We start from the raw sequence: 21,231 nt of genomic DNA, 5'->3' as shown, positions 1-21,231 counted from the left end.
TTATTGTGCTTTTTAAAATGGTTTGAGTTTTGAATTCACGTTATAAAACCAGGAAACATGCCGGAAGGTCCATCCATATTAATTCTGAAAGAGTTAGCCCATAAATTTATCGGTCAAACCGTTATCGCAGCGAACGGCAATGCCAAAATTGAAATGGAAAAATTACCTGGATTAATTTTTGAAGAGTACCGTATTTTCGGGAAGCAGACTTATCTGGTAATGCAAAAACACGTCATCAGAATACATCTTTTAATGTTCGGCTCCTATTCCATTGATGAACAGACCAAACCCGACCGGCAATTACGGCTGCATCTGAAATTTGAAAACGGTGATCTGTATTTTTATTCCTGCTCCGTAAAACTTGTAGAAAGTACAGTTCTGAAGGAAATCGACTGGAATGCCGATGTTTTAAGCGACGCCTGGAAACCCCTTAAAGCCAGAAAAAAACTAAAAGTTCAACCTCATATGATGGTTTGCGATGCGTTGCTGGATCAGAATATCTTTTCCGGCGTTGGCAATATTATTAAAAATGAAGTGCTCTTCAGAATCGGTGTACATCCCGAAAGTCTCATCGGAAAACTCCCGCCTAAGAAAATGTCCGCCCTTATATTCGAGGCCCGAAATTACAGTTTTGATTTTCTTCGCTGGAAAAAAGATTACGTCCTGAAGAAACACTGGCTGGTTCACACCAAAAAAATCTGTCCGCAGTGCGGAAATCCTTTAACAAAAAGCCACACGGGACTTAGCAACCGCCGCAGTTTCTTCTGCGAAAAAGACCAGAAGCTTTATTCATAAAACTAATTCTCTTGCTTTATTAAATTCAAGGTCAATCGTCCAAAACACCTTCTACATACGGAAATTTTCTTTGATATCCCATTTGCATCTGCAACATTGTTGTGCTATCATTGCAAAAAATTATTTATGAAGAATTTATATTTTCTCGCTACAGCCTTTTTCTGCAGCACTATTTCTGCACAAAACCAAATTTCATTTGAAACTTCCGAAGGCTACCAGTTGGGAAGTATTAACGGACAGAAATCATGGCAGATTACCGATGATGGCGAAGGTAATTTTGTGCAAAACCAGATGGTTACAGACGAGAAATCCAGCAACGGTACTTTCTCCTTTAAAAATGGCTATACCGATGAATATGGAGGACAGTTCTATCCTATCATCGGCGCACAGAAGGATTTTGATCAGCCACTGGATTATAACGACGCTACTGTTTCATTTGATGTTTTAGTGACTGAAACCGAAGGTTCCAATTTTGAGATGGCAGCCTACGGAATCAGTGCCACTCAGGAGTATTACCCTGTTTTTGACTTGGCTTTCGATTGGGAAGGAACCCTAAAAGTAGTAAGCAATATCGATTACGATATGGAAGATACAGGATTTGCATGGGAAGCGAACAGATGGTATTCCATAAAAGTAATGGTTTCTGCAACAGAAATTAAATATTTCGTAGACGGAGCGTTAATTTATACTACGCCGAACTTCACGCAGATTGATCTCTTAGGGATGAACTTCCTCCACGATAATTTTGGCGGCGATGGATACATCGACAACATTAAGATTAATGAGGTAGAAATGTCGGTAAACAATGTGAAGAAAGGAAATGTTGCAGTATACCCAAATCCTGTAAAAAACAACCTGAACCTGAATCTTCCGAACGGTGAAAAAGTTTCACAAATTCAGATTTATAATATGGCAGGGCAACTTCTGGTAACAAAAACAGCCTCTGGAAAATCAATTGATCTACAGGACCTAAAAGCCGGCGCCTATCTCATTAATATGATCAGCACAAAAGGAAGTACTTACTCTTCAAAATTCATAAAAGAATAAGCATCAGACAAACAGTGTCTACTCATAAAAAATTCCCGGACTTTCGTTCGGGAATTTTATTTTTAAGAATGCTAAAAGGAAATTTTTACATATAACTTTCAATTGGTGCGCAGGTGCAGATTAGGTTTCTGTCACCATAAGCTTCGTCAACACGTGAAACCGACGCAAAGAATTTATGGTCGCGAACCCAATCCAGCGGATAGGCAGCTTTTTCTCGACTGTAAGGTTTATCCCATGAGTCCGAAATAACCAGCTGTTCTGTGTGAGGCGCATTTTTCAATACGTTATTTGCGGTATCAGCAGTTCCTTCAGCGATTTCTTCGATTTCTTTTTTAATTGAGATCAAAGCTTCTGCAAAACGGTCGATTTCTCTTTTGCTTTCAGATTCTGTAGGCTCAATCATTAAAGTTCCAGCCACAGGAAAACTCACTGTTGGTGCATGGAACCCATAATCCATCAAACGTTTTGCGACATCAGCAACTTCAATCCCAAGTGGTTTAAACTGTCGGAAATCTACAATACATTCATGAGCTACTCTTCCTGCAGCATTTGCGTAAAGAATTGGGAAATGTTCTGCTAAAACCTCTTTCAGATAATTGGCATTCAATATCGCGTGCTCTGTAGATTTTTTCAACCCCTCAGTTCCAAGCATTTTAATATAGGCGTAGGAAATATTTAAAACCAGTGAAGATCCGTAAGGTGCAGCTGAAATTGCGTCTATGGCTTCTTTATCACCGATTTTGATATTCGGATTCGATGGTAAAAACTTTACCAAATGTTTCGCAACGCAAATCGGACCAACTCCCGGACCGCCGCCTCCGTGAGGAATCGCGAAGGTTTTGTGAAGATTCAGGTGGCAAACATCTGCCCCGATATTTCCCGGAGAGGTGAAACCTACCTGCGCATTCATGTTCGCGCCGTCCATATAAACCTGTCCGCCGTTGTCGTGAATCAGTTTTGTGATTTCTTTAATATTATCATCAAAGAATCCATAAGTTGACGGATAAGTAATCATCGCTGCAGAAAGGTTTTCTGCGTGCTGCTCTGCTTTAGCTTTCAAATCATCGAAATCGATTTCTCCGCTTTCAAGATTTTTAACCACAACCACCTTCATACCCGCAATTACTGCAGAAGCTGGATTTGTACCATGTGCAGACTGTGGGATCAGAACGATATTTCTGTGGCTTTCTCCACGTGATTTGTGATACTCGCGAATTACCATCAAACCTGCATATTCACCCTGAGCTCCGGAATTTGGCTGAAGCGAAGTACCGGCGAAACCTGTAATTTCAGCAAGATCTTTTTCCAACTCCTTAATTAACTGCTGATATCCGCCAGCCTGATCTGTAGGAACGAATGGATGTACACTGCCCCATTCCGGCCAGGAAATCGGCAGCATTTGGGTCGCAGCATTAAGTTTCATAGTACATGAACCTAAGGAAATCATCGAATGTGTCAATGACAGATCTTTTCTTTCCAGACGCTTGATGTAGCGCATTAACTCTGTTTCCGTGTGATATTTATTGAAAACTTCTTCTTTTAAAATCTCATCAGATCTTAAAGAATTTTCAGGAATCTGTAGTTCATCTTTAATCACAAGTTTGAAACTCTGTTTATCTCTAAACTGTGCAAATGCATCAAAAAGAATCTGCAGTTTCTCCAGCGTTGTAGTTTCGTTCACTGCAATGCTTACAAAGCCTTCTGTGAAATAATTAAGGTTGATTTTATGATCAAGCATTAAAAACATCAAAGATTTTTTATCATCCTCACTAATGCGGAATTTTACCGTATCGAATATCGGTTCTTCTACAATGTCGTATCCTAAAGCCTTTAAACCGCTGTGAAGTGCGTTTGCTTTGAAATGAATCTGCTCTGCAATGAAATTAAGGCCTTTCGGACCGTGATAAACCGCATACATCCCCGCCATAACTGCTAAAAGCACCTGAGCGGTACAGATATTAGAAGTTGCTTTTTCTCTTTTAATATGCTGCTCACGGGTTTGCAAAGCCATTCTCAGTGCACGCTTGCCATATGCATCCTGAGAAACACCGATAATTCTTCCCGGAATGTCTCTCTTATAATCTTCTTTACAGGCAAAAAATGCAGCGTGAGGTCCACCGTAACCCATCGGAATCCCGAATCGCTGTGTGGTTCCTACGGCACAGTCGGCGCCCATTTCAGCCGGTGATTTGAGTTTCACCAACGCCATTGGATCACTGGCAACAACTACCTGAAGGTTTAGCTCTTTATATTTCTTGATGTTTTCGGTATAGTCGAGGACAATTCCGTTTTTACCGGGATACTGAAGTAAAACTCCGAAATACGATTCATCAAAATCATGGTTCTCGTGATCACCTTCAACAATCTGGATTCCCAAACCTTCCGCTTTTGTTTTCAATACCGCAACCGTTTGTGGAAGCACCAGGTCTGAAATGAAGAATTTATTAGCCTCGGATTTTCTCTGGTCCTTTGTTCGGCTTTCGAAGAACATATGCATGGCTTCTGCCGCAGCCGTAGATTCGTCTAAAAGAGAAGCGTTTGCCAGTTTGAAACCTGTTAAATCACAAACTACGGTTTGAAAATTCAATAGCGCTTCCAATCTACCCTGTGCAATTTCTGCCTGATAGGGAGTATAAGCGGTGTACCACGACGGATTTTCGAGAATATTGCGCTGGATCGCGCTTGGCAAAATAGTATTGTGGTAACCGAACCCGATATAATTATCGAAAAGTAAATTCTGTGCTGCCAATTCCTTAGAATGCGCTAACATTTCGTACTCTGAAAGAGCCGGGGAAATGCTTAAGTCTTTTTCTAAACGGATTGAATTGGGAATGGTTTGGGCAATTAATTCATCAATACCCGAAACACCAATTTCCTGTAACATTGCCTGTTTGTCGGCTTCGTTCATAGAAATGTGGCGGTTTACAAACTGTGTAGTGTTCATTATTTTTACTGGATTTATTTAGAAATAAAGGTTCGTAAAAATACAATATTTTGATGAACAGTACAATTGATAAATTTCATGTGCGAAACACAAAAAAGCTTGTCAGCTATTTTGATTTATTCTAAATTAGAATTACATTTGCACCATGAACTCACCAATCATTCCCTTCAAAGTTGCACCATTAACACCTTTCTACCATAAAACGGAGGAAATGTTCTGTGACAAGAAAAAATGCTGCAAGAAATTCAAAAAAGGAAAACGCTGCAAAAAGTGTCCTGGAAGACTGAAAATGGCATAACTGCATTTTACAACCAGTCGGAATTTTATCCTGCAAATGTTTTTACTAAAAGCAGTATTGCAATTACAAGAAAAATTATTGCCAGCGTAATTTTCAGCGCCTTTGGCTGGCCGCCTGGGTTAGTTCGCGTTGGTGTTTGCGGCTTGAAAAGTTCTTCGACACCTTCTCTGAATTTTTCTTTTTCCGAATCGAAAACCTGATTAATTGTTATTCCCCGCACTACTGTTTTATTGAGAAGAGAATTCGTCGCATGAAGCAACAACTGAAATTTCCCGTCTTTAAATTCGGTAATTCTAATCTTCTTTTCTCCGTAGCTTTTTTCTAAACCAAAAGGCAGAACTTTAACCACGTCGGCATGGTTTGTCTGCCATGTAATAATGACCTCTTCCCCTTTCTGAACATTGATTTTATTTACTGAAAACGATTTTATCGCCGGCGGAAGATTTGGGCGGAAGGCCCTTTGCTGATGGCTTAAATTATCGTCATAAATCCGTCTTCTTTCTTTATCGCCGAGCGTTTCATACGCTTCCTGAATTTCCATAAAGCGGTGTGCGAAAAATTCATCGTTTTCATTTTTATCGGGATGATATTTCAGCGACAATTTTCTGTAGGCTTTTTTAATGTCTTCATCAGAAGCATTTTCTTGTACACTCAGAAAATAATAATAATTCTTCATTATGGAATACAGAATTCGGTTTTGGGGTGTAAAAGTAAGGATTTAAAAAAATTAGTACTCCACAAAAAAGCGGAAAGTTTGAGTTTCCGCGTAATTATTGATTACTGTTCGGCTAATTTTTTCAGCACTTCGAAACCTTTATTAAAACCGTTGTTCATATGTTCTTCATATTCCTGCAGCGTGTGCAGAATCGCGCGAACATGAGTCGTATTCTCATCAATCTTCCGCAGGAAATACTGTTCTTCAGCGCCACTCCATTCCTTTACTTCACGGCTTTCAGTATCTTCAACCCCTTCGCTAAGGATGCCAAGGTGGCTGAAAACTACTTCACATGGAGCATTCAGACTTTTTATGGTAGCAACCATGCCGTTTCCGTGGCCGTCAAGAAAATAAGTTTTTCCGTTAATCTGCCAGTCAGTTTCAAATTGAGATTCCGGACTGAAAAATTGGGTCCATTGTGTATAAGTTTCTGGTGACCAAAGCAAATCCCATACTTTTTGAATGGGTGCGTTTATTGTTATTTCGTAATTTAAGGTTTCCATCATAATAGTGTTTAAAATTTTTATGATTCTGAGAGTTTTTTGATCTTTTCGAAATTAGGTGGATATTTTGAATTGAAAAAATCAACAAATTCATCCAAAGCATTTACTTTTCCAGTAAGAAGTGTGCCGTTTTCATTGGATTCAAGAATATAAGCTACCGTAGAATCCTCCCAATCCTGTGGGCTGAGCTCGCCATCGTAAATCCAGCCCAGATGTTTCATTACCAATTGTCTGTTGGGAATATTTTTCTCAATCTGATTATACATTCCGTTGTTTTCTGAATCAAGAAATCTCATGATGCTGCCTTCTTCCCAGTTTCCTTCAAAGTAAGTTCCTTCATTCATTGCCGAAGGCCAATTTCCGTCGGCATCTTTACTAAATAGAATGCTCCAGACTTTCTCTGCCGGTGCGTTAATCTGAATTTTGAATTCTAAAAGTTTCATTATGCCAAATTTTTAAGAGTGGTAAGCTTTTTCCAGATCTGCAATTACAATTTTTTGCATTCCAGACATTTCCTGCATCACTTTTTGTGATTTATAGGGATCAGAATCATTCATAAGTTCGATGAGTTTTTTAGGTACAATCTGCCAGCTCATACCGAATTTATCTTTCAGCCAACCGCACATACTCGCTCTTCCGCCTTCGGCAATAAGTGAGTTCCACAGGTGATCTGTTTGTTCCTGATCATCCGTCATTACCACCATAGAAATTCCCTCGTTGAAATCAAACTGATGATCATAAGAATTATCCATACAGAAAAAACTATAGCCGTCGATTTCGAAATGCGCGTGCTGAACATTCTCCTGAACTTCATGGGTTTCGTTTCCTACTCCGTCACCGTATTTCAGAACACCGCCAACCTTTGAATCAGGAAAAATCTTGGTATAAAGCTCCATTGCTTCCATCGCTTTGCCGTTATTCCCGTGAATATACATGAGCGTCGGAACAATCTTCTGCTCGCCCATTTTTTCACCTAAATAGACTTGCCAGGTAACTCCGTATTTATCACGGACCCATCCGTACTTTTTACTCCAGGGATATTCGCCCAGCTCCATCAGCACGATGCCTCCATCGGCTAAAGGCTTCCAGTACTTTTCAACTTCTTCAGGTGTTTCGCATAAAACCATAAAGGAAACCGAAGCATTCTTTTCGAATTGCGGACCGGCATTCAGGATCATCATTCTCTGACCGAAAAGCTCGAAATTGATGACTACGGGAGTATCTACGGTAATCTTTCCGCCGAAAATATCTGTATAGAATTGGGCCGCTTCGTTCCCAGTCCTGTCAAACCAAAGACATGGAAATATATTGTTTTTCATTTTTTGAAGATGTTAAAAGTTATTTTTCTATTTCCTGTTTCCGGAATTTTATAATTCTCCTTATTAATTCATAAGGAATTTCACTATTTAAAGGAAACTGTACCGAACCTTTACCCTGTTTACATTCCGAAAGTTCCTTTTTAAATTCCTCATGGCCGGTTGGCGTCGCATACAAACCGATATGATTTTTGTAGCCTGCAATGTAAACCAAAGGTTTAATATTCAGAAAATATCCGGGCATTGCGTAGCTTATTTTTTCTTCGGCTTCGGGGGCTTCCTCAAAAATTATCGTTCTGATCCGGGCTAATATTTCCTGGACATTGGCGGGGAACTGTTTAATATAGATATCGGCTGTTTCCATGGCTAAAGTCAGTCAGCAAACTGTTCCAGCGATTTTTTGAACATTAGATATGTCTCTCTGTATTGTTCCAAATCTCTGGTGGATGAATATTTGACCCCAAAAACTTTGTTTATTTTACTGTCTGTTTCGGATGTTGACTCGTAGGACCTAAAATATGACCCGTCTTTTGCTTTTATTGTCCATCGTTCTACCTCTAAGCCGTTTTGCACTGCTGATGCAGAATCTACTAAAGTTTCGTTAGGCTGAAGTTCAATATCGGTTGGCAAACCGCTCCATTGCGGCGAAAATACATAAAACTGAACTTTACCGTCGGGAGCGGTAAATAACGCACTGTCATAACCTTCCACGCTTGTTGATGATGCTAAAGAATTTACCGCTTTAAAAGAAGAAGGATAATCGATCTCGAACCAAGCACCCTTATATTTTTTAACATTTTTTGAATCTCCGGGCGTTTTCTTATCGGTGACCTCTATCTGTGCAGAATCAGCCTTAATGCTATTACTGTTTTTTTGAACTTCTTTATTACAGGAATTACAAAACAGCAGTAATAAAATACTGGGCAGTATATTTTTAGTTATTTTCCACATACTTATGAAAACGGTCTAAAATTGCATACCAACCTACGCGCTGCATCTCTGTAGAATTCTGAACTTCGGGTTCAAAAATCTCCACGATTTCTGTGGTATTCTCATCGATTTTATTAAACTGTACTTCAATCCTACGGCCGTCATCCAGATGGCTTTTTACATTTTCAAGTAAACGGATCTCATCAATATATCCAGAGAAGTTATAACCGAAACTTTTATCTTTATATTCCAGACGGTAATCGAACCTGCCACCTTCCCGGAAATCACTTTCAGCTTTCGGGCAGTGCCAGTTGGTCGTTGGGAAATTCCATTTCACTATATGTTTTGGGTTATAAAAATAATCCCAAACTTTATGAACAGGTTTCAGGATCGTAATTTTAACTGTAATTGGATCTGTCATATTTAATTTTTCCTAAATTTAATGAAAAAGATCGGGACTCTCAAAATAAGACCTTTTCATAATCCCAAACGACAGACTTAAGTTAACCAAATTTTATTCTGTTTCTGTGTCACCTTCATTTTCCTTTCCGAATACCATATAACTGACCAGCGAAGTAATTTTACCATCCCGAACAGTGTACACATCTGCAAAATGAGAAGTTTCCTGTTTGCCATGTCTTTCTGTAAGGATATTTCCGTCTGCAATTACTACATCACCTTCTCCAATGACATTGTTGATTTGCAGTTTTAAAACTTTTTCCGGGCCGTCATTTGATAGAAAGTTGTAGAGATTTTCTTTCCCCACAATATCATCCATCCCGAAACCTGGCCAGTTTACCCTTACATCATCAGATAACACTTCGTAAGCCTTATCATTATCCACAAAAAGATTTTCGAAAAACTGTTTTGCAATCTGCTTATTATCCATGATCTTTAATTTTTAAGGTTGATTTTCTGAATTAAAAAACCTTAATAGCAAAAGCTGTTAAGGTTTGATGTTTTTATTTCAATGCGTTCAGTGCTTTATCATAATCCGGCTCCTGAACAATTTCGGGAATCTGCTCAGTGTAAATTACTTTGCCGTGTTCGTCCGTTACAATCACCGCACGGCTCAGCAAACCTTTCATTGGTGAATCGAGTAATGTTACGCCATAATCATCGCCGAAAGTTCCGCGAAAATCCGAAAGTGATTCCACATGATCTAAACCTTCAGCTGCACAGAATCGTCCTAACGCAAAAGGTAAATCTCTGGAAACATTTATTACAACAGTATTTTCCAAATCGCCTGCTTTTTCATTGAATTTTCTTGCAGACGCGGCACAAATGCCTGTATCAATGCTCGGGAAAATATTAAAAATTTTCTTTTTGCCATCGTAATCAGAAAGTACTTTCACCTCCAGTTTATCATTTACTAAAGCGAAATCTTTCACCGTTAAACCAATTTCAGGTAAGTGACCGATTGTTTTTATTTTGTCTCCTTTCAATGTAATATCTGCCATAATTTTATTTTTAGTGTTTCTCAAAATTAGCGATAAAATGGCAAATTTTATTTTAAATAAAGGTTAAATTAATCTTAAAGTTAGCAAACCGCCTCTTTCATACTCCTTTTAAATTCCTTAAATTTGTGATTCTTAAAATTAAATTCAAATATTAAAATAATGTCAGAAAAATCCAAAATTGTCTACACCTGGACTGATGAAGCTCCGATGTTGGCCACCCATTCTTTTTTACCAATTGTTGAAGCATTTACCAAAACTGCAGACATCGAAATCTCACCCAAAGACATTTCACTTTCAGGAAGAATATTAGCCAATTTCCCGGAATTTCTGAATGTAGACCAAAAAGTGGAAGACGCTTTGGCCGAACTTGGAAAATTAGCAACAACCCCTGAAGCAAACATCATAAAACTTCCGAATATTTCAGCATCTGCACCACAGTTGGACGAAGCGATTGCGGAATTGCAGCAGCAGGGTTTTGCAGTCCCAAATTATCCGGCTGAGCCTAAAAACGCGGAAGAAGAAGCCATTAAAGCAAAATATGCAAAGGTTTTGGGAAGTGCGGTAAACCCGGTTCTTCGTGAAGGAAATTCTGACAGAAGAGCACCGAAAGCAGTAAAAAATTACGCCAAAGCCAACCCACACAGAATGGGAACCTGGGCTGCAGATTCTAAAACAAAAGTAGCTCATATGACCGCTGGTGATTTCTACGGAACTGAAAAATCTGTAACTGTAGAAAACGATTCTCAGTTCAAAATTGAATTTTTCGGTAACGATGGTTCTGTGAAAGAACTGAAAGGACTTTCGCCTCTGAAAGCTGGAGAAATCATTGATACTTCTGTAATGAATCTTTCTGCGCTGAAAAATTTTGTTGCAGAAACCATCGCTGAGGCTAAAGCAGCAAATGTACTATTATCAGGACATTTGAAAGCAACCATGATGAAGATTTCTGACCCTATTATTTTTGGAGCGATGGTTCAGGTTTTCTTTAATGATGTTTTCACCAAATATGCTGATTTATTTAATGAACTTGATATCAATCCGAATAACGGACTTCAGGATTTATTTGATAAAATTGCAGGCAATGCCAAAGAAGCTGAAATTAAAGCCGATATTGAAAAAACCCTCGACAACGGACCTGCGGTGGCGATGGTAAATTCTGATAAAGGAATCACCAACTTCCACGTTCCTTCAGATATTATTGTTGATGCTTCCATGGCTGCGCTCATTAGAGGCGGCGGCAAAATGTGGAATAAAGAAGGTAAAGAAGAAGATACAATCGCCATGATTCCCGACAGAAATTATGCAGGATTCTATCAGGCTGCTATCGACGATATGAAGAAAAATGGTGCACTTGATCCACGCACAATGGGTTCAGTTCCAAATGTCGGTTTAATGGCCCAGAAAGCTGAAGAATATGGTTCGCACGATAAAACTTTCCAGCTGAATGCAGACGGAAAAGTAAAAGTTTCTGACGCTGACGGAAACATTTTCATGGAGCAGGATGTTCAGAAAGGTGACATTTTCAGAATGTGCCAGGTGAAAGACGCACCGATTCAGGATTGGGTGAAACTTGCCGTGAACAGAGCAAAACTATCCGACACACCGGCAATTTTCTGGCTCGATGATCAGAGAGCGCACGACCGCGAAATGATTAAGAAAGTTGAAAAATACCTGAAAGATTACGATACAACAGGCCTGGACATTCAGATTTTAAGTGTTGAGGATGCAATGACTTTAACTTTAGAAAGAATCAGAAAAGGTTTGGATACGATTTCAGTTTCAGGAAATGTACTCAGAGATTACTTAACTGATCTCTTCCCAATTTTAGAACTTGGAACGTCTGCAAAAATGCTTTCTATCGTTCCATTGATGAATGGCGGCGGACTTTTCGAAACCGGAGCCGGAGGTTCTGCACCGAAACACATCGAGCAGTTTATTGAAGAAGGATATTTAAGATGGGATTCTTTAGGAGAATTCATGGCACTTCAGGCGAGTTTAGAGCATTTGGCACAGACTCAAAACAACGAAAAAGCTCAGATTTTAGCAGATGCGTTGGATGTTGCGAACGAAAAATTCCTGGCAGAAGACAAATCTCCTGCAAGAAAAATAGGAAGCATCGACAATCGCGGTTCTCACTTCTATCTGGCAATGTATTGGGCAGAAGCTTTGGCTAATCAGACAAAAAATACTGAAATGGCTGCAACCTTCCAACCTATTGCAAAATCCATGTTTGAAAATGAAGCTAAAATTAATGAAGAATTAATCGGAGCTCAGGGCAAACCACAGGATATTGGTGGATACTACAAACCAAATTTTGGTAAAACCGATGCAGCGATGAGACCAAGCGCTACGTTGAACGAAATTATCAATGCACTATAAGTTTGATTATTTAAATTCAAACTGAAAATAAAAACTTCCCGATTTCCGGGAAGTTTTTTTATTTAAGATCATCAATGATTTTATAGATCTGATTGAAATATTTGCCGTAATACCGGTTAAACCAAAACTTTCCGAATACATAAAGGGCGCCTAATGTTCCGATACAGGTGGCTAGAAAAGTCAGGATAAATCGTAAACCTGTAATCTCCTGCAAAGGAGGTGTGTAATCGAAAACCAACAGCATTTCGCACACCACAAACGGCGCAAAAGCAATATAAAAAGCCAGATAATACTGCTCATTAAGTTTAAACTGGAATTTTAAATCCTTAAGTGCATCCCAGGTGTTAAGATTAATGGCGCTGATGTTTTTATAAAGCTGAAAGAATTTAAAAAAGTAAAAACTCGTAATCAGCATCATGGTGACTACTAAAGTAATAATGTACACTTTAAATTTGAAAAAATGCATATCCACCACTGCGAAGAAGAGAATTATAAATACAAACAACACGGCAGTCCAATAAAACTCGGTCCTCATATTCTTTCGGATTCTTTCCAGAGGAAGATGGATTTCCTTTTGGTTTTCTGTTGAAATTTCTGGAGTTTCAGCCACGTTTTCGTTGCTCCATATTTCTTTTAAATGATCAAGTTCCATAACTTTAGTGATTAATGAGTTCTTTTAATTTTTGTTTTGCGCGATTGAGTTTTACCCTCGCATTTACTTCCGAAATCCCTAACTGCTCCGCGGTTTCTTTTCCCGTGAAATCTTCCAGATAATAGAAGACCAGTGCTTTGTCGATCGCGTTCAGTTTGTTGATGGCTTCATACATTTTCTTGAGTTTAAGTTCCTCGCCATCATTATAATCATCATTCTTAATGTTAAAGTCTTCGATGCTGCTGTTCTGAATAAAACTTCTTTTCTTTTCAGATTTCAGAAAAACGATTGCCGTATTAAGCGCGATCCGGTAAAGCCAGGTAGAAAAAGCGCTTCTGCCTTCGAAAGTGGGATAGGCTTTCCAGACCTGGAATGTAATTTCCTGGAAAAGGTCCTTCTGATCGTCGAAATTATCCATATACATTTTAGAAATCTTGAAAATCATCCCTTTGTGTTTTTCAATACGTTCTAAAAATTCTTTTTCCAGTTTGGGCATCATGCAGTAATCTGTGAAGTAAGTAGCAATTTAAAATAATTGTTACAGAAAACTTAGGAAATATATTTATTTCACTTTACTTTCCCGAAATACCTTAATTTTACATCATGGAAAACAGCCATTTTTCTGTCATTCAAAAAAAAAGCAGCGATTTTGAAAAAGTGTTGAGTGATGCTTTTTACCATATTTTCCTGTTTCAGGGTAACGGAAAAATCATGGTCGATTTTGTTGAGTACAAATTCAGCGGTAGAACGGTTTTCTTTACTTCGCCTTTTCAGAATATACAGATTGTGAGCAAAGATATTTTTGAAATCCAGATGCTCAGTTTCCACGGCGATTTTTACTGTATCGAATATCATAAAAAAGAGGTTGCCTGCAATGGTTTGCTTTTCAATAACATTTATCTTTTTCCGCATTTTTCGCTTGATGAAACAACTTTCAACGAAATTTCCGAATATTTTCTGAAGATTGGCAACACCAACCCCAATGAAGATTTCGCTGTCGCTGTTTTACGATCTTATCTGCAACTCATACTGGCGATTTGCAGCCAAGTAAAAAGCACATTTCTGCCGGAAAAAGAATTAATTCAGAAAGATTTCAGCGGACTGAAGGATTTTCAGAATTTGGTGGAGCAACATTTTCTTACAGAAAAAAGTCCGGCTTTTTATGCAGATTTGCTCCATCTCACACCGAATTCTCTAAGCAAAAAGATCAAAGCCGAATTTAATAAAACGCCTTCACAAATCATTCAGGAACGGGTAATTCTCGAAGCGAAAAAGCAAATTCATCTCACCCGAAAATCCATGAAAGAAATTGCGGCTGAACTCAATTTTGAAGACGAATTTTATTTCAGTAAATATTTCAAGAAACGTACGGGTATTTCTCCGACACAGTTCCGCGAAGAAACCGGAATTTCAATTGTGGCAGATTTATACAAGTAACTACCAAAATTTTCCATTTTTCCAGTTCTTTATTCGACATAAATTTGCCACTAAATCAAATATTTATGTTAGAATTTTTAGCAAACTCACAAAAGAATTTCATCAACTTTCTTAGAATCGGAATTTTTGTTGTGATGGCCTGGATTGGCGGATTAAAAGCCTTTCAGTACGAAGCTGACGGAATTATACCATTTGTCGCTAACTCGCCGTTTATGAATTTTCTTCTCAGCAAAAGCGCTGACGATGCGGACAGCTACAAACTTCATAAAAACAAGGAAGGAGAAGTAATTCCCGAGAACATTAAATGGCACGAAGCCAACGGAACTTATGTGTTTTCTTACGGTTTGGGTGCTGTAATTGTTCTTTTCGGAATTTTTGTTTTATTGGGAATTTGGTTTCCAAAAGCCGGTCTTATTGGTGGAATTCTCACCGTTGTAATGTCGGTGGTAACACTCTCATTTCTCATCACAACTCCGGAAACCTGGGTTCCAGACCTGGGCGGACCAAATCATGGTTTCCCTTATCTTTCTGCAGCAGGCAGACTTGTTATTAAAGATATTATTATGCTTGGCGGCGGTTTTGTAATTGCAGCGGATTCTGCACAAAAACTTCTCCGGCAGAGAAAGAATAGTTTTTCATAGTTTGTGTTTTTTATGTTTAAAAAAACTTCCCCGGGTGAGTCACCCGGGGAAGTTTTGATTTATATTATTATTGATGTTATATTTTACATCATTTTAAGATTATTCACTTCGAGTTCACTAAGAATTCTCCAATGTCCGCGTTTGATGTTTTTCTTTGTCAAACCGGCGAACATCACTCTGTCGAGCGCTTCCACTTCGTAGCCCAATCTCTGGAAAATCCTGCGCACTACCCTGTTCCAGCCGATATGAATTTCGATACCCACTTCGTTTCTTGGCTTTCCTTCGATATAGGAGATACTGTCAACTTCCGCTACACCTTCTTCCAGACGTATTCCTTCAGCGATTGCGTTAAGGTCAGCTCTGTCTAGTTTTTTGTCTAAGGTAACATGATAAATTTTCTTCATATTGAACGACGGATGTGTAAGTTTTTTGGTCATGTGACCATCGTTGGTCAGCAAAATAACACCTGTCGTAGAACGGTCCAGCCTTCCCACCGGGAAAACTCTGTATGGTGAAGCGTTTGCCACTAAATCCATTACAGTTTTTCTGGCCTTTTCGTCTTTGGTTGTTGAGATATAACCTTTTGGTTTATTCAATAATACATAAACCGGTTTTTCAGGGGTGATTCCCTGTCCGTCGAAAATTACTTTATCTGTTTTCTGCACCTGATAACCCATTTCTGTCACCACTTTTCCGTTGACTTCAACCAAGCCTTGGGTAATAAGCTCATCAGCTTCACGGCGGGAACAAATTCCTGAGTTTGCAATGTACTTATTAAGACGGATACTTTCTTTGGGAGTTTCCTTCGCTAATTTATCGAATCTTCGTTTCTGAACGAAGGATCTTGTTTTTTCGTTTTCATCTTGTGGTCTTTCATAATTCTTGAAAAGTTTTGTACCACGGGATTTACCGTCGCCTTTAGCAAACTTACCGTCTTTATCTGTAGATTTACCTACTCTTTTGCCGACCGGTTTGCGGGACGCTGGTCTGTCGAAAGTTTTCTCATAGGATTTAGCTTCAGATTGCGACATAAGGCGAGGTTCTCTGGGAGCCTTAGGCTCTTTTGCAGGTTTTCTTTCTTCAGTATTCTCAGGTTTTGGAGCGCGTGCACGGGAAGGAGCAGGTCTTGAACTTCCGGAATTGGAAATTTTTGAAATTCTTACTTTTTTTGCTTTGTTGTTGCTGTTTCTGTCTCGGCTCATTATCTGAAAAATTTCTGCAAAGATAAAACTAATTCGCTGATATATCGACAATAGTTTTTCCAAGACTGTGATTCCGCGCGCAAGATCATCGGTAAATCAAAATTTTTCAAACTACATAGCCATTAAAATCGGTTGACGATTCCATCCAGCAGCATTGCGATAATTCCGACAAAAATCCAAATCCGCAGCACATTAAGCACGAAAAGGTTTGATTTCTTCTGGGAACTGAAAAGAAAATAAACGGAAATGATGATAATGAATAAGCCTGCAGCAAAGTACAGAGGCATAATGCTGTGAATCCCCGTTTTGTCAACAATAAGCAGTGAAACCAAAAAAAGAGACACCAAAAGTGCTGTTACTACATTAATTGCGGTTCTGGTACCGAAAAAATTTGGAATCGTGATATATCCGAAGATTTTATCTGCATTTTTGGTTAAAACATCCTTTAGAATATCAATCATAAGCAGTATAATAAACAGAAAAACTGCCATCAGAAATACTTTACCCGAAAAAGTGTGGTAGTAAACCAACATTCCGAAAAAAGGATAAAGTGTAAGACTTACAAAAGTAACATTATTTAGAATCAGAATTTTACTGAGTTTATGGCTGTAAAACCACATGAAAAACTGGTAAATCAGGAAAAAGAAAAATACCCGTGGCGAAATTAAAAATGCGGTCCCAAGCGATATTAAAACTAAAATCAGATAGGCATAAAGAAAATATTTCTGCTTTAGGAAGTTCTGGAGTTTGGTACGGAAAGGCTTTGTAAGCTGGTCTTTTTCGCGGTCGTAGAACTGATTGATAATCCCACCTGCTAAAATACTCAGAACCGTGCAGAATATGATTCCATGCACCTTGAAATCAAAAACAAAAGCACGCAAACTCTCCTCCTGGTTAAATAGGAAAAATGTAGAAACATATAAAGCGAATGTGAGTAAGGCTGCAACGAAAATCCGTGCTCCGAGCAGAAAGCCAACTAATTGCGATATTCTGTAAAAAAAAGATTTTCTCATCATCTAAGTCGGCTGAATGTAAAATTAAATTTTTTACGACTTAAATTTTAGAACCTGTAGATGACTTCTTTCTCGAATCCCTGCAGCATTTTTTCTGCCTTCGCATAATCTTTGGTGAAACCCAAAATATAACCGCCGCCGCCGCTGCCACAGAGTTTCAGGTAATAAGCGTTCGTATCAAGACCGTTTTTCCAGGCTTTGTAGATACTTTCGGGAATCATAGGTTTAAAATGTTCATAAGCCCAAACCGATAAGCTTTTCAGGTTTCTGAAAAGTGGAGTCATCTCCTTTTTCAGAAATGCATCAATACAAGCATTATTATAACGGATAAATTCTTCTTTCAAAGTCTTGCGGAAACCTTCTGTTTTCATCTTTTCGAAGAAAATCTGCACCATTGGTCCAGTTTCGCCAGTCATACCGGAATCAATAAGGAAAATTGCACCTTTACCTTCTGCACTTTGCGGAATGGCCACACGGTCTACATTTTCTTTGTTTTCAATAAGTATTGGAAGGTTCATGTAACAGATCAGAGGATCGATTCCGGAACTTCTCCCGTGAAAATAACTTTCGAGAAGTCCGAAAACTTTCTTCAAATCTTTCAGTTCGTCTTTAGAAATATTTTCAGGCGTATATTTTATAAAAGAATATTTTTCGAAAATCGCTGCAACTAAAGCTCCAGAACTTCCAACACCATATCCCTGAGGAATATTGGAATCGAAGAATAGTCCGTTAGCGATGTCCTTCTGAAAATCTGCAATATTGATTCTGAATTTCTCATCCAGTTCCAGATTAATCAAATAGTCTGAATATTTTTTAAGAGATAAATTTGATTTCTTTTCGAATTCACTTTCTACATCAGAAAATTTCAGTGTTCCTTTATAGTAGCTGTAAGGCAACGTAAGTCCCTGAGAATCTTCAATAATTCCGTATTCACCGAACAGTAGGATTTTTGCGTAAAAAAGTGGATTGGTCATCGTTTAATTTAAACCGTTGATTTTCAGTTGCAAAGTTACAAAAAAATATCTTAGAAATCTATTGTGTTATATTCAAAAATAACGCCACATTTTTGAATAATAAAAAAAGGATTAAATTTTATTTTCCGGAGATAAGTTTTACCTTCAAAAATCTTATCAATACGAGGCCCGCAAAGAAAAATATTGACATCGAGAGTGCGGCATAACGCATATTATGATACTGCTCGATCATGGTTGCAAATATGAAAGTTCCCAATATAATCGCTAATTTTTCCAAAACATCATAAAAACTGAAAAAGGTGGTGTTATCCATTGAATCTTCGGGCAACAGTTTTGAATAGGTAGATCGCGACATTGCCTGCAGACCTCCCATTACAAGACCAATTATTCCGGCGATTCCGTAAAACTGGTATTCGACATTAGGATTTTCTTTATTCAGATAATATGCTGACAAACAGGCAACAATCCACAGAGTAATCGCAATTGAAATTACATTTTTATTGCCAATTTTCTTTGATAACCAGGAAAAAAACAGCGCACCGATAATCGCTTCGATCTGGATCAGAAGCAAAGTCAGAATCAATTTGTCCTGCTCGAGGTTAATTTCACTTTTGCCAAAAAGTGTCGCCATGAGGAAAATGGTTTGCATCCCAACACTGTAAAAGAAAAAACTTGACAGAAAAAATTTCAGATTACGATCCGCGAAAAGTGTTCTACCCACCTTGAAAAGTTCGCGGAAACTTTCTTTCACAATATCGCTGTAGAAATTAATATTATCTTTTAAAACTTCCCAGAAACCGCCCTGTTCTTCATGTTTCTTGAAGATATTCTTGTAATTCAGCAGCACCAAATCTTTAGGCAGCTGCTCTTTCACATTTCCGAATTGTGGTAAATGTTTAAAGGTGTACTGCGCAAAACCGAACCACCACGCACCCGTCAGAAGGAATGATATTCTGGTGTAAAGTCTGGCTTCTTCGGGATTTTTAGCAAATACCTGAATTAAAACCAAACAGATAACTACAAGAACGACTGAACCAATATATCCATACACATAACCTTTTGCAGAAAGCGCATCCTGCTTATCCGGAGTTGCGATGTCGGGAAGAAATGAATTATAAAAAACCAAACTTCCCCAGAATCCTACACTCGCTGTAATACTGAACAGAAGCCCCAAAAATACATTCTGCATTCCAGTAAACATCGCAAGCCCCATACAAGAGGTTGCACCTAAATAACAGAAAAACTGCAGAAAAGATTTCTTATTCCCGATGGTATCAGCTAATGAAGACAGAATTGGTGAGAGTAAAACTACGATTAAAAAGGAAATCGTAAGTGAGTATCCGTAAATTGCATCTGGCTGGTACTGTTTCCCAAAAACAGTGATCATATGACGTACAGGAACTTTTATCCACTGGCCTGTTTCTGCTACATATTCGCTTTTTTCCGAAGCGGTAGTGAGAATTGAGTAATAAATCGGGAAAATGGTCGATGTTATTACCAGAGAATATACTGAATTGGCCCAGTCATAATAAGCCCAGGCTTTCATGATTTTAGGGTTATTCTTGATGTTCGGTGTCGTCAGATTATCGTTATCGGGCATTGCAATAGTTTATTTATAAACAAAAATAGAAAAACCATTAAGAACTAATGAAAAAAATTCATTAATAATTCTTAATGGTTTTAATTATAAAGACATGTTTTGAGCTTACATATTCTCAATTACAATCGCACTTGCACCGCCTCCACCGTTACAGATTGCAGCAGCACCGTATTTTCCGTTGTTTTGTTTAAGAACGTTAATCAAAGTAACAATAATTCTTGAACCTGAACTTCCCAGCGGGTGACCTAAAGAAACCGCGCCTCCGTTTACGTTTACTTTTGCAGAATCCAGGCCTAAAATTTTATTATTTGCCAGTCCAACTACTGAAAAGGCTTCGTTAAACTCAAAAAAATCGATATCAGAAACTTCTAAACCTGCTTTTCTAAGAGCAATAGGTAAGGCTTTTGCGGGCGCTGTGGTAAACCATTCAGGTTCGTGAGCTGCGTCAGCATAAGAAACGATTCTGGCCAGCGGTTTCAAACCCAGTTCCTCCATTTTTTCTTTAGACATCAAAACTAGTGCTGAAGCACCGTCATTTAATGTAGATGCATTTGCCGCAGTTACCGTTCCGTTTTCTTTTTGGAAAACAGTTGGCAAAGTTCCGATTCTGTCGAAGTTTACGGATTTGTATTCTTCATCTTCTGAAAAAATAATTGGTTCACCTTTTCTTTGAGGAATTTCAACAGGAACAATTTCATTGCTGAATTTACCCTCGCCCCAGGCTTTTGCCGAACGTTTGTAAGATTCGATTGCAAAATTATCCTGATCTTCTCTTGTTATTCCGTATTCTGCCGCACATTTTTCAGCACAAACTCCCATGTGGACTTTGTTGTAAACATCAGTTAAACCGTCGAACATCAAACCGTCCTGCATCTTCACATCGCCCAATTTGGTTGAATTACGTGCATTGAAATAGTGGGGAACCGAAGACATATTTTCCATTCCACCTGCTACGATAATATCCTGATCGCCGGCTTTGATAGATTGGGAAGCCATCATAACGGCCTTCATACCCGAAGCACAAACCTTATTGATTGTTGTAGAAGGCGTTTCATTAGACAAACCAGCTCCTAAAGCTGCCTGACGTGCTGGTGCCTGACCTTCGCCCGCCTGAAGAACATTCCCCATATATACTTCCTGAACCAATTTAGGATCAAGGTTTATTTTCTCTAAAGCTCCTTTAATTGCCGCTGAACCTAATTTTGTCGCGGGTACAGAGGATAGACTCCCCAGAAAACTGCCCATCGGCGTTCTAACTGCCGATACGATAAATACTTCTTGCATGTTTAATTTTTATATTTTAATACGGCAAATTACAAAAAAAA

General features: G+C 38.6%; 22 protein-coding genes. 5 read left to right on the top strand and 17 right to left on the bottom strand.

Translation table 11 applies throughout. The features are described from left to right. Positions 1-57 precede the first annotated feature (57 nt). Together KTV93_RS11880 and KTV93_RS11875 are read left to right on the top strand one after the other, a co-directional pair. The gene (locus tag KTV93_RS11880; RefSeq protein ID WP_218249178.1) at positions 58-795 is read left to right on the top strand and encodes an endonuclease; all 738 of its coding nucleotides are present in this window, start codon (positions 58-60) and stop codon (positions 793-795) included. Positions 796-921: 126 nt separating this feature from the next. Continuing rightward, positions 922-1,842: a T9SS type A sorting domain-containing protein gene (locus KTV93_RS11875; protein ID WP_218249177.1), complete on the top strand. Its 921-nt coding sequence runs from the start codon at positions 922-924 to the stop codon at positions 1,840-1,842. A gap of 85 nt (positions 1,843-1,927) precedes the next feature. On the opposite strand, the gene gcvP is transcribed toward KTV93_RS11875, so the two are convergent. The 10 genes from gcvP to tpx all read right to left on the bottom strand — a co-directional run bounded on the left by gcvP (position 1,928) and on the right by tpx (position 10,008). Beyond that, the gene (gene gcvP / locus KTV93_RS11870) at positions 1,928-4,786 is read right to left on the bottom strand and encodes an aminomethyl-transferring glycine dehydrogenase (RefSeq protein ID WP_218249176.1); all 2,859 of its coding nucleotides are present in this window, start codon (positions 4,784-4,786) and stop codon (positions 1,928-1,930) included. A gap of 323 nt (positions 4,787-5,109) precedes the next feature. Further along, positions 5,110-5,760, bottom strand: coding sequence for a J domain-containing protein (locus KTV93_RS11865; RefSeq protein ID WP_218249175.1), 651 nt, complete (start codon positions 5,758-5,760; stop codon positions 5,110-5,112). Between the two features lie 101 nt (positions 5,761-5,861). Continuing rightward, positions 5,862-6,305 carry an SRPBCC family protein gene (locus KTV93_RS11860; protein ID WP_230259162.1) on the bottom strand — a complete coding sequence of 148 codons (444 nt, stop codon included), beginning with the start codon at positions 6,303-6,305 and terminating at the stop codon, positions 5,862-5,864. A 17-nt stretch (positions 6,306-6,322) separates the two neighbouring features. Continuing rightward, a complete protein-coding gene (locus KTV93_RS11855) occupies positions 6,323-6,745 on the bottom strand; it encodes an SRPBCC domain-containing protein (RefSeq protein WP_218249174.1) in 423 nt (140 codons plus the stop codon). A gap of 12 nt (positions 6,746-6,757) precedes the next feature. Beyond that, positions 6,758-7,621: a VOC family protein gene (locus tag KTV93_RS11850; RefSeq protein ID WP_218249173.1), complete on the bottom strand. Its 864-nt coding sequence runs from the start codon at positions 7,619-7,621 to the stop codon at positions 6,758-6,760. A gap of 19 nt (positions 7,622-7,640) precedes the next feature. Beyond that, the gene (locus tag KTV93_RS11845; protein ID WP_218249172.1) at positions 7,641-7,982 is read right to left on the bottom strand and encodes an iron chaperone; all 342 of its coding nucleotides are present in this window, start codon (positions 7,980-7,982) and stop codon (positions 7,641-7,643) included. A gap of 8 nt (positions 7,983-7,990) precedes the next feature. Beyond that, positions 7,991-8,569, bottom strand: coding sequence for a hypothetical protein (locus KTV93_RS11840; protein ID WP_218249171.1), 579 nt, complete (start codon positions 8,567-8,569; stop codon positions 7,991-7,993). Further along, complete coding sequence (locus tag KTV93_RS11835) at positions 8,553-8,969, bottom strand: SRPBCC domain-containing protein (RefSeq protein ID WP_218249170.1); 417 nt, start codon at positions 8,967-8,969, stop codon at positions 8,553-8,555. The genes KTV93_RS11840 and KTV93_RS11835 overlap by 17 nt, the downstream gene beginning before the upstream one ends. A gap of 93 nt (positions 8,970-9,062) precedes the next feature. Further along, a complete protein-coding gene (locus tag KTV93_RS11830) occupies positions 9,063-9,437 on the bottom strand; it encodes a nuclear transport factor 2 family protein (protein WP_218249169.1) in 375 nt (124 codons plus the stop codon). A gap of 73 nt (positions 9,438-9,510) precedes the next feature. Beyond that, positions 9,511-10,008, bottom strand: coding sequence for a thiol peroxidase (gene tpx, locus KTV93_RS11825; RefSeq protein WP_218249168.1), 498 nt, complete (start codon positions 10,006-10,008; stop codon positions 9,511-9,513). A gap of 159 nt (positions 10,009-10,167) precedes the next feature. On the opposite strand from tpx, the gene KTV93_RS11820 reads away from it, so the two are divergent. Continuing rightward, positions 10,168-12,387: an NADP-dependent isocitrate dehydrogenase gene (locus KTV93_RS11820; RefSeq protein ID WP_218249167.1), complete on the top strand. Its 2,220-nt coding sequence runs from the start codon at positions 10,168-10,170 to the stop codon at positions 12,385-12,387. Positions 12,388-12,445: 58 nt separating this feature from the next. Here the strand turns inward: KTV93_RS11820 and KTV93_RS11815 are convergent, their stop codons facing one another. Both KTV93_RS11815 and KTV93_RS11810 read right to left on the bottom strand, forming a co-directional pair. Then, on the bottom strand, positions 12,446-13,039 hold the full coding sequence (locus KTV93_RS11815) for a hypothetical protein (protein WP_218249166.1): 594 nt from the start codon (positions 13,037-13,039) through the stop codon (positions 12,446-12,448). A 4-nt stretch (positions 13,040-13,043) separates the two neighbouring features. Next, a complete protein-coding gene (locus KTV93_RS11810) occupies positions 13,044-13,535 on the bottom strand; it encodes an RNA polymerase sigma factor (RefSeq protein WP_218250543.1) in 492 nt (163 codons plus the stop codon). Between the two features lie 107 nt (positions 13,536-13,642). Here KTV93_RS11810 and KTV93_RS11805 point away from each other — a divergent pair, with 107 nt between their 5' ends. Next, positions 13,643-14,476 (top strand): helix-turn-helix domain-containing protein, encoded by an 834-nt coding sequence (locus tag KTV93_RS11805; protein ID WP_218249165.1) that lies wholly within the window; start codon positions 13,643-13,645, stop codon positions 14,474-14,476. Between the two features lie 65 nt (positions 14,477-14,541). Beyond that, positions 14,542-15,117: a DUF417 family protein gene (locus tag KTV93_RS11800; protein ID WP_218249164.1), complete on the top strand. Its 576-nt coding sequence runs from the start codon at positions 14,542-14,544 to the stop codon at positions 15,115-15,117. A gap of 83 nt (positions 15,118-15,200) precedes the next feature. On the opposite strand, the gene KTV93_RS11795 is transcribed toward KTV93_RS11800, so the two are convergent. From KTV93_RS11795 to KTV93_RS11775, 5 genes are all read right to left on the bottom strand, one after another. After that, positions 15,201-16,319 carry a pseudouridine synthase gene (locus tag KTV93_RS11795; protein WP_218249163.1) on the bottom strand — a complete coding sequence of 373 codons (1,119 nt, stop codon included), beginning with the start codon at positions 16,317-16,319 and terminating at the stop codon, positions 15,201-15,203. Positions 16,320-16,441: 122 nt separating this feature from the next. Continuing rightward, complete coding sequence (locus KTV93_RS11790; protein WP_218250542.1) at positions 16,442-17,332, bottom strand: UbiA family prenyltransferase; 891 nt, start codon at positions 17,330-17,332, stop codon at positions 16,442-16,444. Between the two features lie 47 nt (positions 17,333-17,379). Continuing rightward, the gene (locus tag KTV93_RS11785; RefSeq protein ID WP_218249162.1) at positions 17,380-18,306 is read right to left on the bottom strand and encodes a mevalonate kinase family protein; all 927 of its coding nucleotides are present in this window, start codon (positions 18,304-18,306) and stop codon (positions 17,380-17,382) included. A gap of 118 nt (positions 18,307-18,424) precedes the next feature. Beyond that, entirely contained in the window at positions 18,425-19,906 is a 1,482-nt protein-coding gene (locus KTV93_RS11780; RefSeq protein WP_218249161.1) for an MFS transporter, read from the bottom strand. 105 nt (positions 19,907-20,011) lie between these two features. Further along, positions 20,012-21,190 (bottom strand): acetyl-CoA C-acyltransferase, encoded by a 1,179-nt coding sequence (locus KTV93_RS11775; RefSeq protein WP_218249160.1) that lies wholly within the window; start codon positions 21,188-21,190, stop codon positions 20,012-20,014. Positions 21,191-21,231 lie beyond the last annotated feature (41 nt).

The sequence above is a fragment of the Kaistella faecalis genome (assembly GCF_019195395.1).
Taxonomy (GTDB): Bacteria; Bacteroidota; Bacteroidia; order Flavobacteriales; family Weeksellaceae; genus Kaistella; species Kaistella faecalis.
This window is presented reverse-complemented; position numbering and strand designations above follow the sequence as displayed.

What these genes read in the sequence shown, in the direction of transcription:
- KTV93_RS11810 (WP_218250543.1), bottom strand. Translation starts at nt 13,535, where the DNA reads ATGCCCAAACTGGAAAAAGAATTTTTAGAACGTATTGAAAAACACAAA.
- KTV93_RS11835 (WP_218249170.1), bottom strand. Translation starts at nt 8,969, where the DNA reads ATGACAGATCCAATTACAGTTAAAATTACGATCCTGAAACCTGTTCAT.
- KTV93_RS11815 (WP_218249166.1), bottom strand. Translation starts at nt 13,039, where the DNA reads ATGGAACTTGATCATTTAAAAGAAATATGGAGCAACGAAAACGTGGCT.
- tpx (WP_218249168.1), bottom strand. Translation starts at nt 10,008, where the DNA reads ATGGCAGATATTACATTGAAAGGAGACAAAATAAAAACAATCGGTCAC.
- KTV93_RS11855 (WP_218249174.1), bottom strand. Translation starts at nt 6,745, where the DNA reads ATGAAACTTTTAGAATTCAAAATTCAGATTAACGCACCGGCAGAGAAA.
- KTV93_RS11780 (WP_218249161.1), bottom strand. Translation starts at nt 19,906, where the DNA reads ATGCCCGATAACGATAATCTGACGACACCGAACATCAAGAATAACCCT.
- KTV93_RS11795 (WP_218249163.1), bottom strand. Translation starts at nt 16,319, where the DNA reads ATGAGCCGAGACAGAAACAGCAACAACAAAGCAAAAAAAGTAAGAATT.
- KTV93_RS11830 (WP_218249169.1), bottom strand. Translation starts at nt 9,437, where the DNA reads ATGGATAATAAGCAGATTGCAAAACAGTTTTTCGAAAATCTTTTTGTG.
- gcvP (WP_218249176.1), bottom strand. Translation starts at nt 4,786, where the DNA reads ATGAACACTACACAGTTTGTAAACCGCCACATTTCTATGAACGAAGCC.
- KTV93_RS11805 (WP_218249165.1), top strand. Translation starts at nt 13,643, where the DNA reads ATGGAAAACAGCCATTTTTCTGTCATTCAAAAAAAAAGCAGCGATTTT.
- KTV93_RS11860 (WP_230259162.1), bottom strand. Translation starts at nt 6,305, where the DNA reads ATGATGGAAACCTTAAATTACGAAATAACAATAAACGCACCCATTCAA.
- KTV93_RS11820 (WP_218249167.1), top strand. Translation starts at nt 10,168, where the DNA reads ATGTCAGAAAAATCCAAAATTGTCTACACCTGGACTGATGAAGCTCCG.
- KTV93_RS11775 (WP_218249160.1), bottom strand. Translation starts at nt 21,190, where the DNA reads ATGCAAGAAGTATTTATCGTATCGGCAGTTAGAACGCCGATGGGCAGT.
- KTV93_RS11840 (WP_218249171.1), bottom strand. Translation starts at nt 8,569, where the DNA reads ATGTGGAAAATAACTAAAAATATACTGCCCAGTATTTTATTACTGCTG.
- KTV93_RS11845 (WP_218249172.1), bottom strand. Translation starts at nt 7,982, where the DNA reads ATGGAAACAGCCGATATCTATATTAAACAGTTCCCCGCCAATGTCCAG.
- KTV93_RS11850 (WP_218249173.1), bottom strand. Translation starts at nt 7,621, where the DNA reads ATGAAAAACAATATATTTCCATGTCTTTGGTTTGACAGGACTGGGAAC.
- KTV93_RS11800 (WP_218249164.1), top strand. Translation starts at nt 14,542, where the DNA reads ATGTTAGAATTTTTAGCAAACTCACAAAAGAATTTCATCAACTTTCTT.
- KTV93_RS11875 (WP_218249177.1), top strand. Translation starts at nt 922, where the DNA reads ATGAAGAATTTATATTTTCTCGCTACAGCCTTTTTCTGCAGCACTATT.
- KTV93_RS11865 (WP_218249175.1), bottom strand. Translation starts at nt 5,760, where the DNA reads ATGAAGAATTATTATTATTTTCTGAGTGTACAAGAAAATGCTTCTGAT.
- KTV93_RS11790 (WP_218250542.1), bottom strand. Translation starts at nt 17,332, where the DNA reads ATGAGAAAATCTTTTTTTTACAGAATATCGCAATTAGTTGGCTTTCTG.
- KTV93_RS11880 (WP_218249178.1), top strand. Translation starts at nt 58, where the DNA reads ATGCCGGAAGGTCCATCCATATTAATTCTGAAAGAGTTAGCCCATAAA.
- KTV93_RS11785 (WP_218249162.1), bottom strand. Translation starts at nt 18,306, where the DNA reads ATGACCAATCCACTTTTTTACGCAAAAATCCTACTGTTCGGTGAATAC.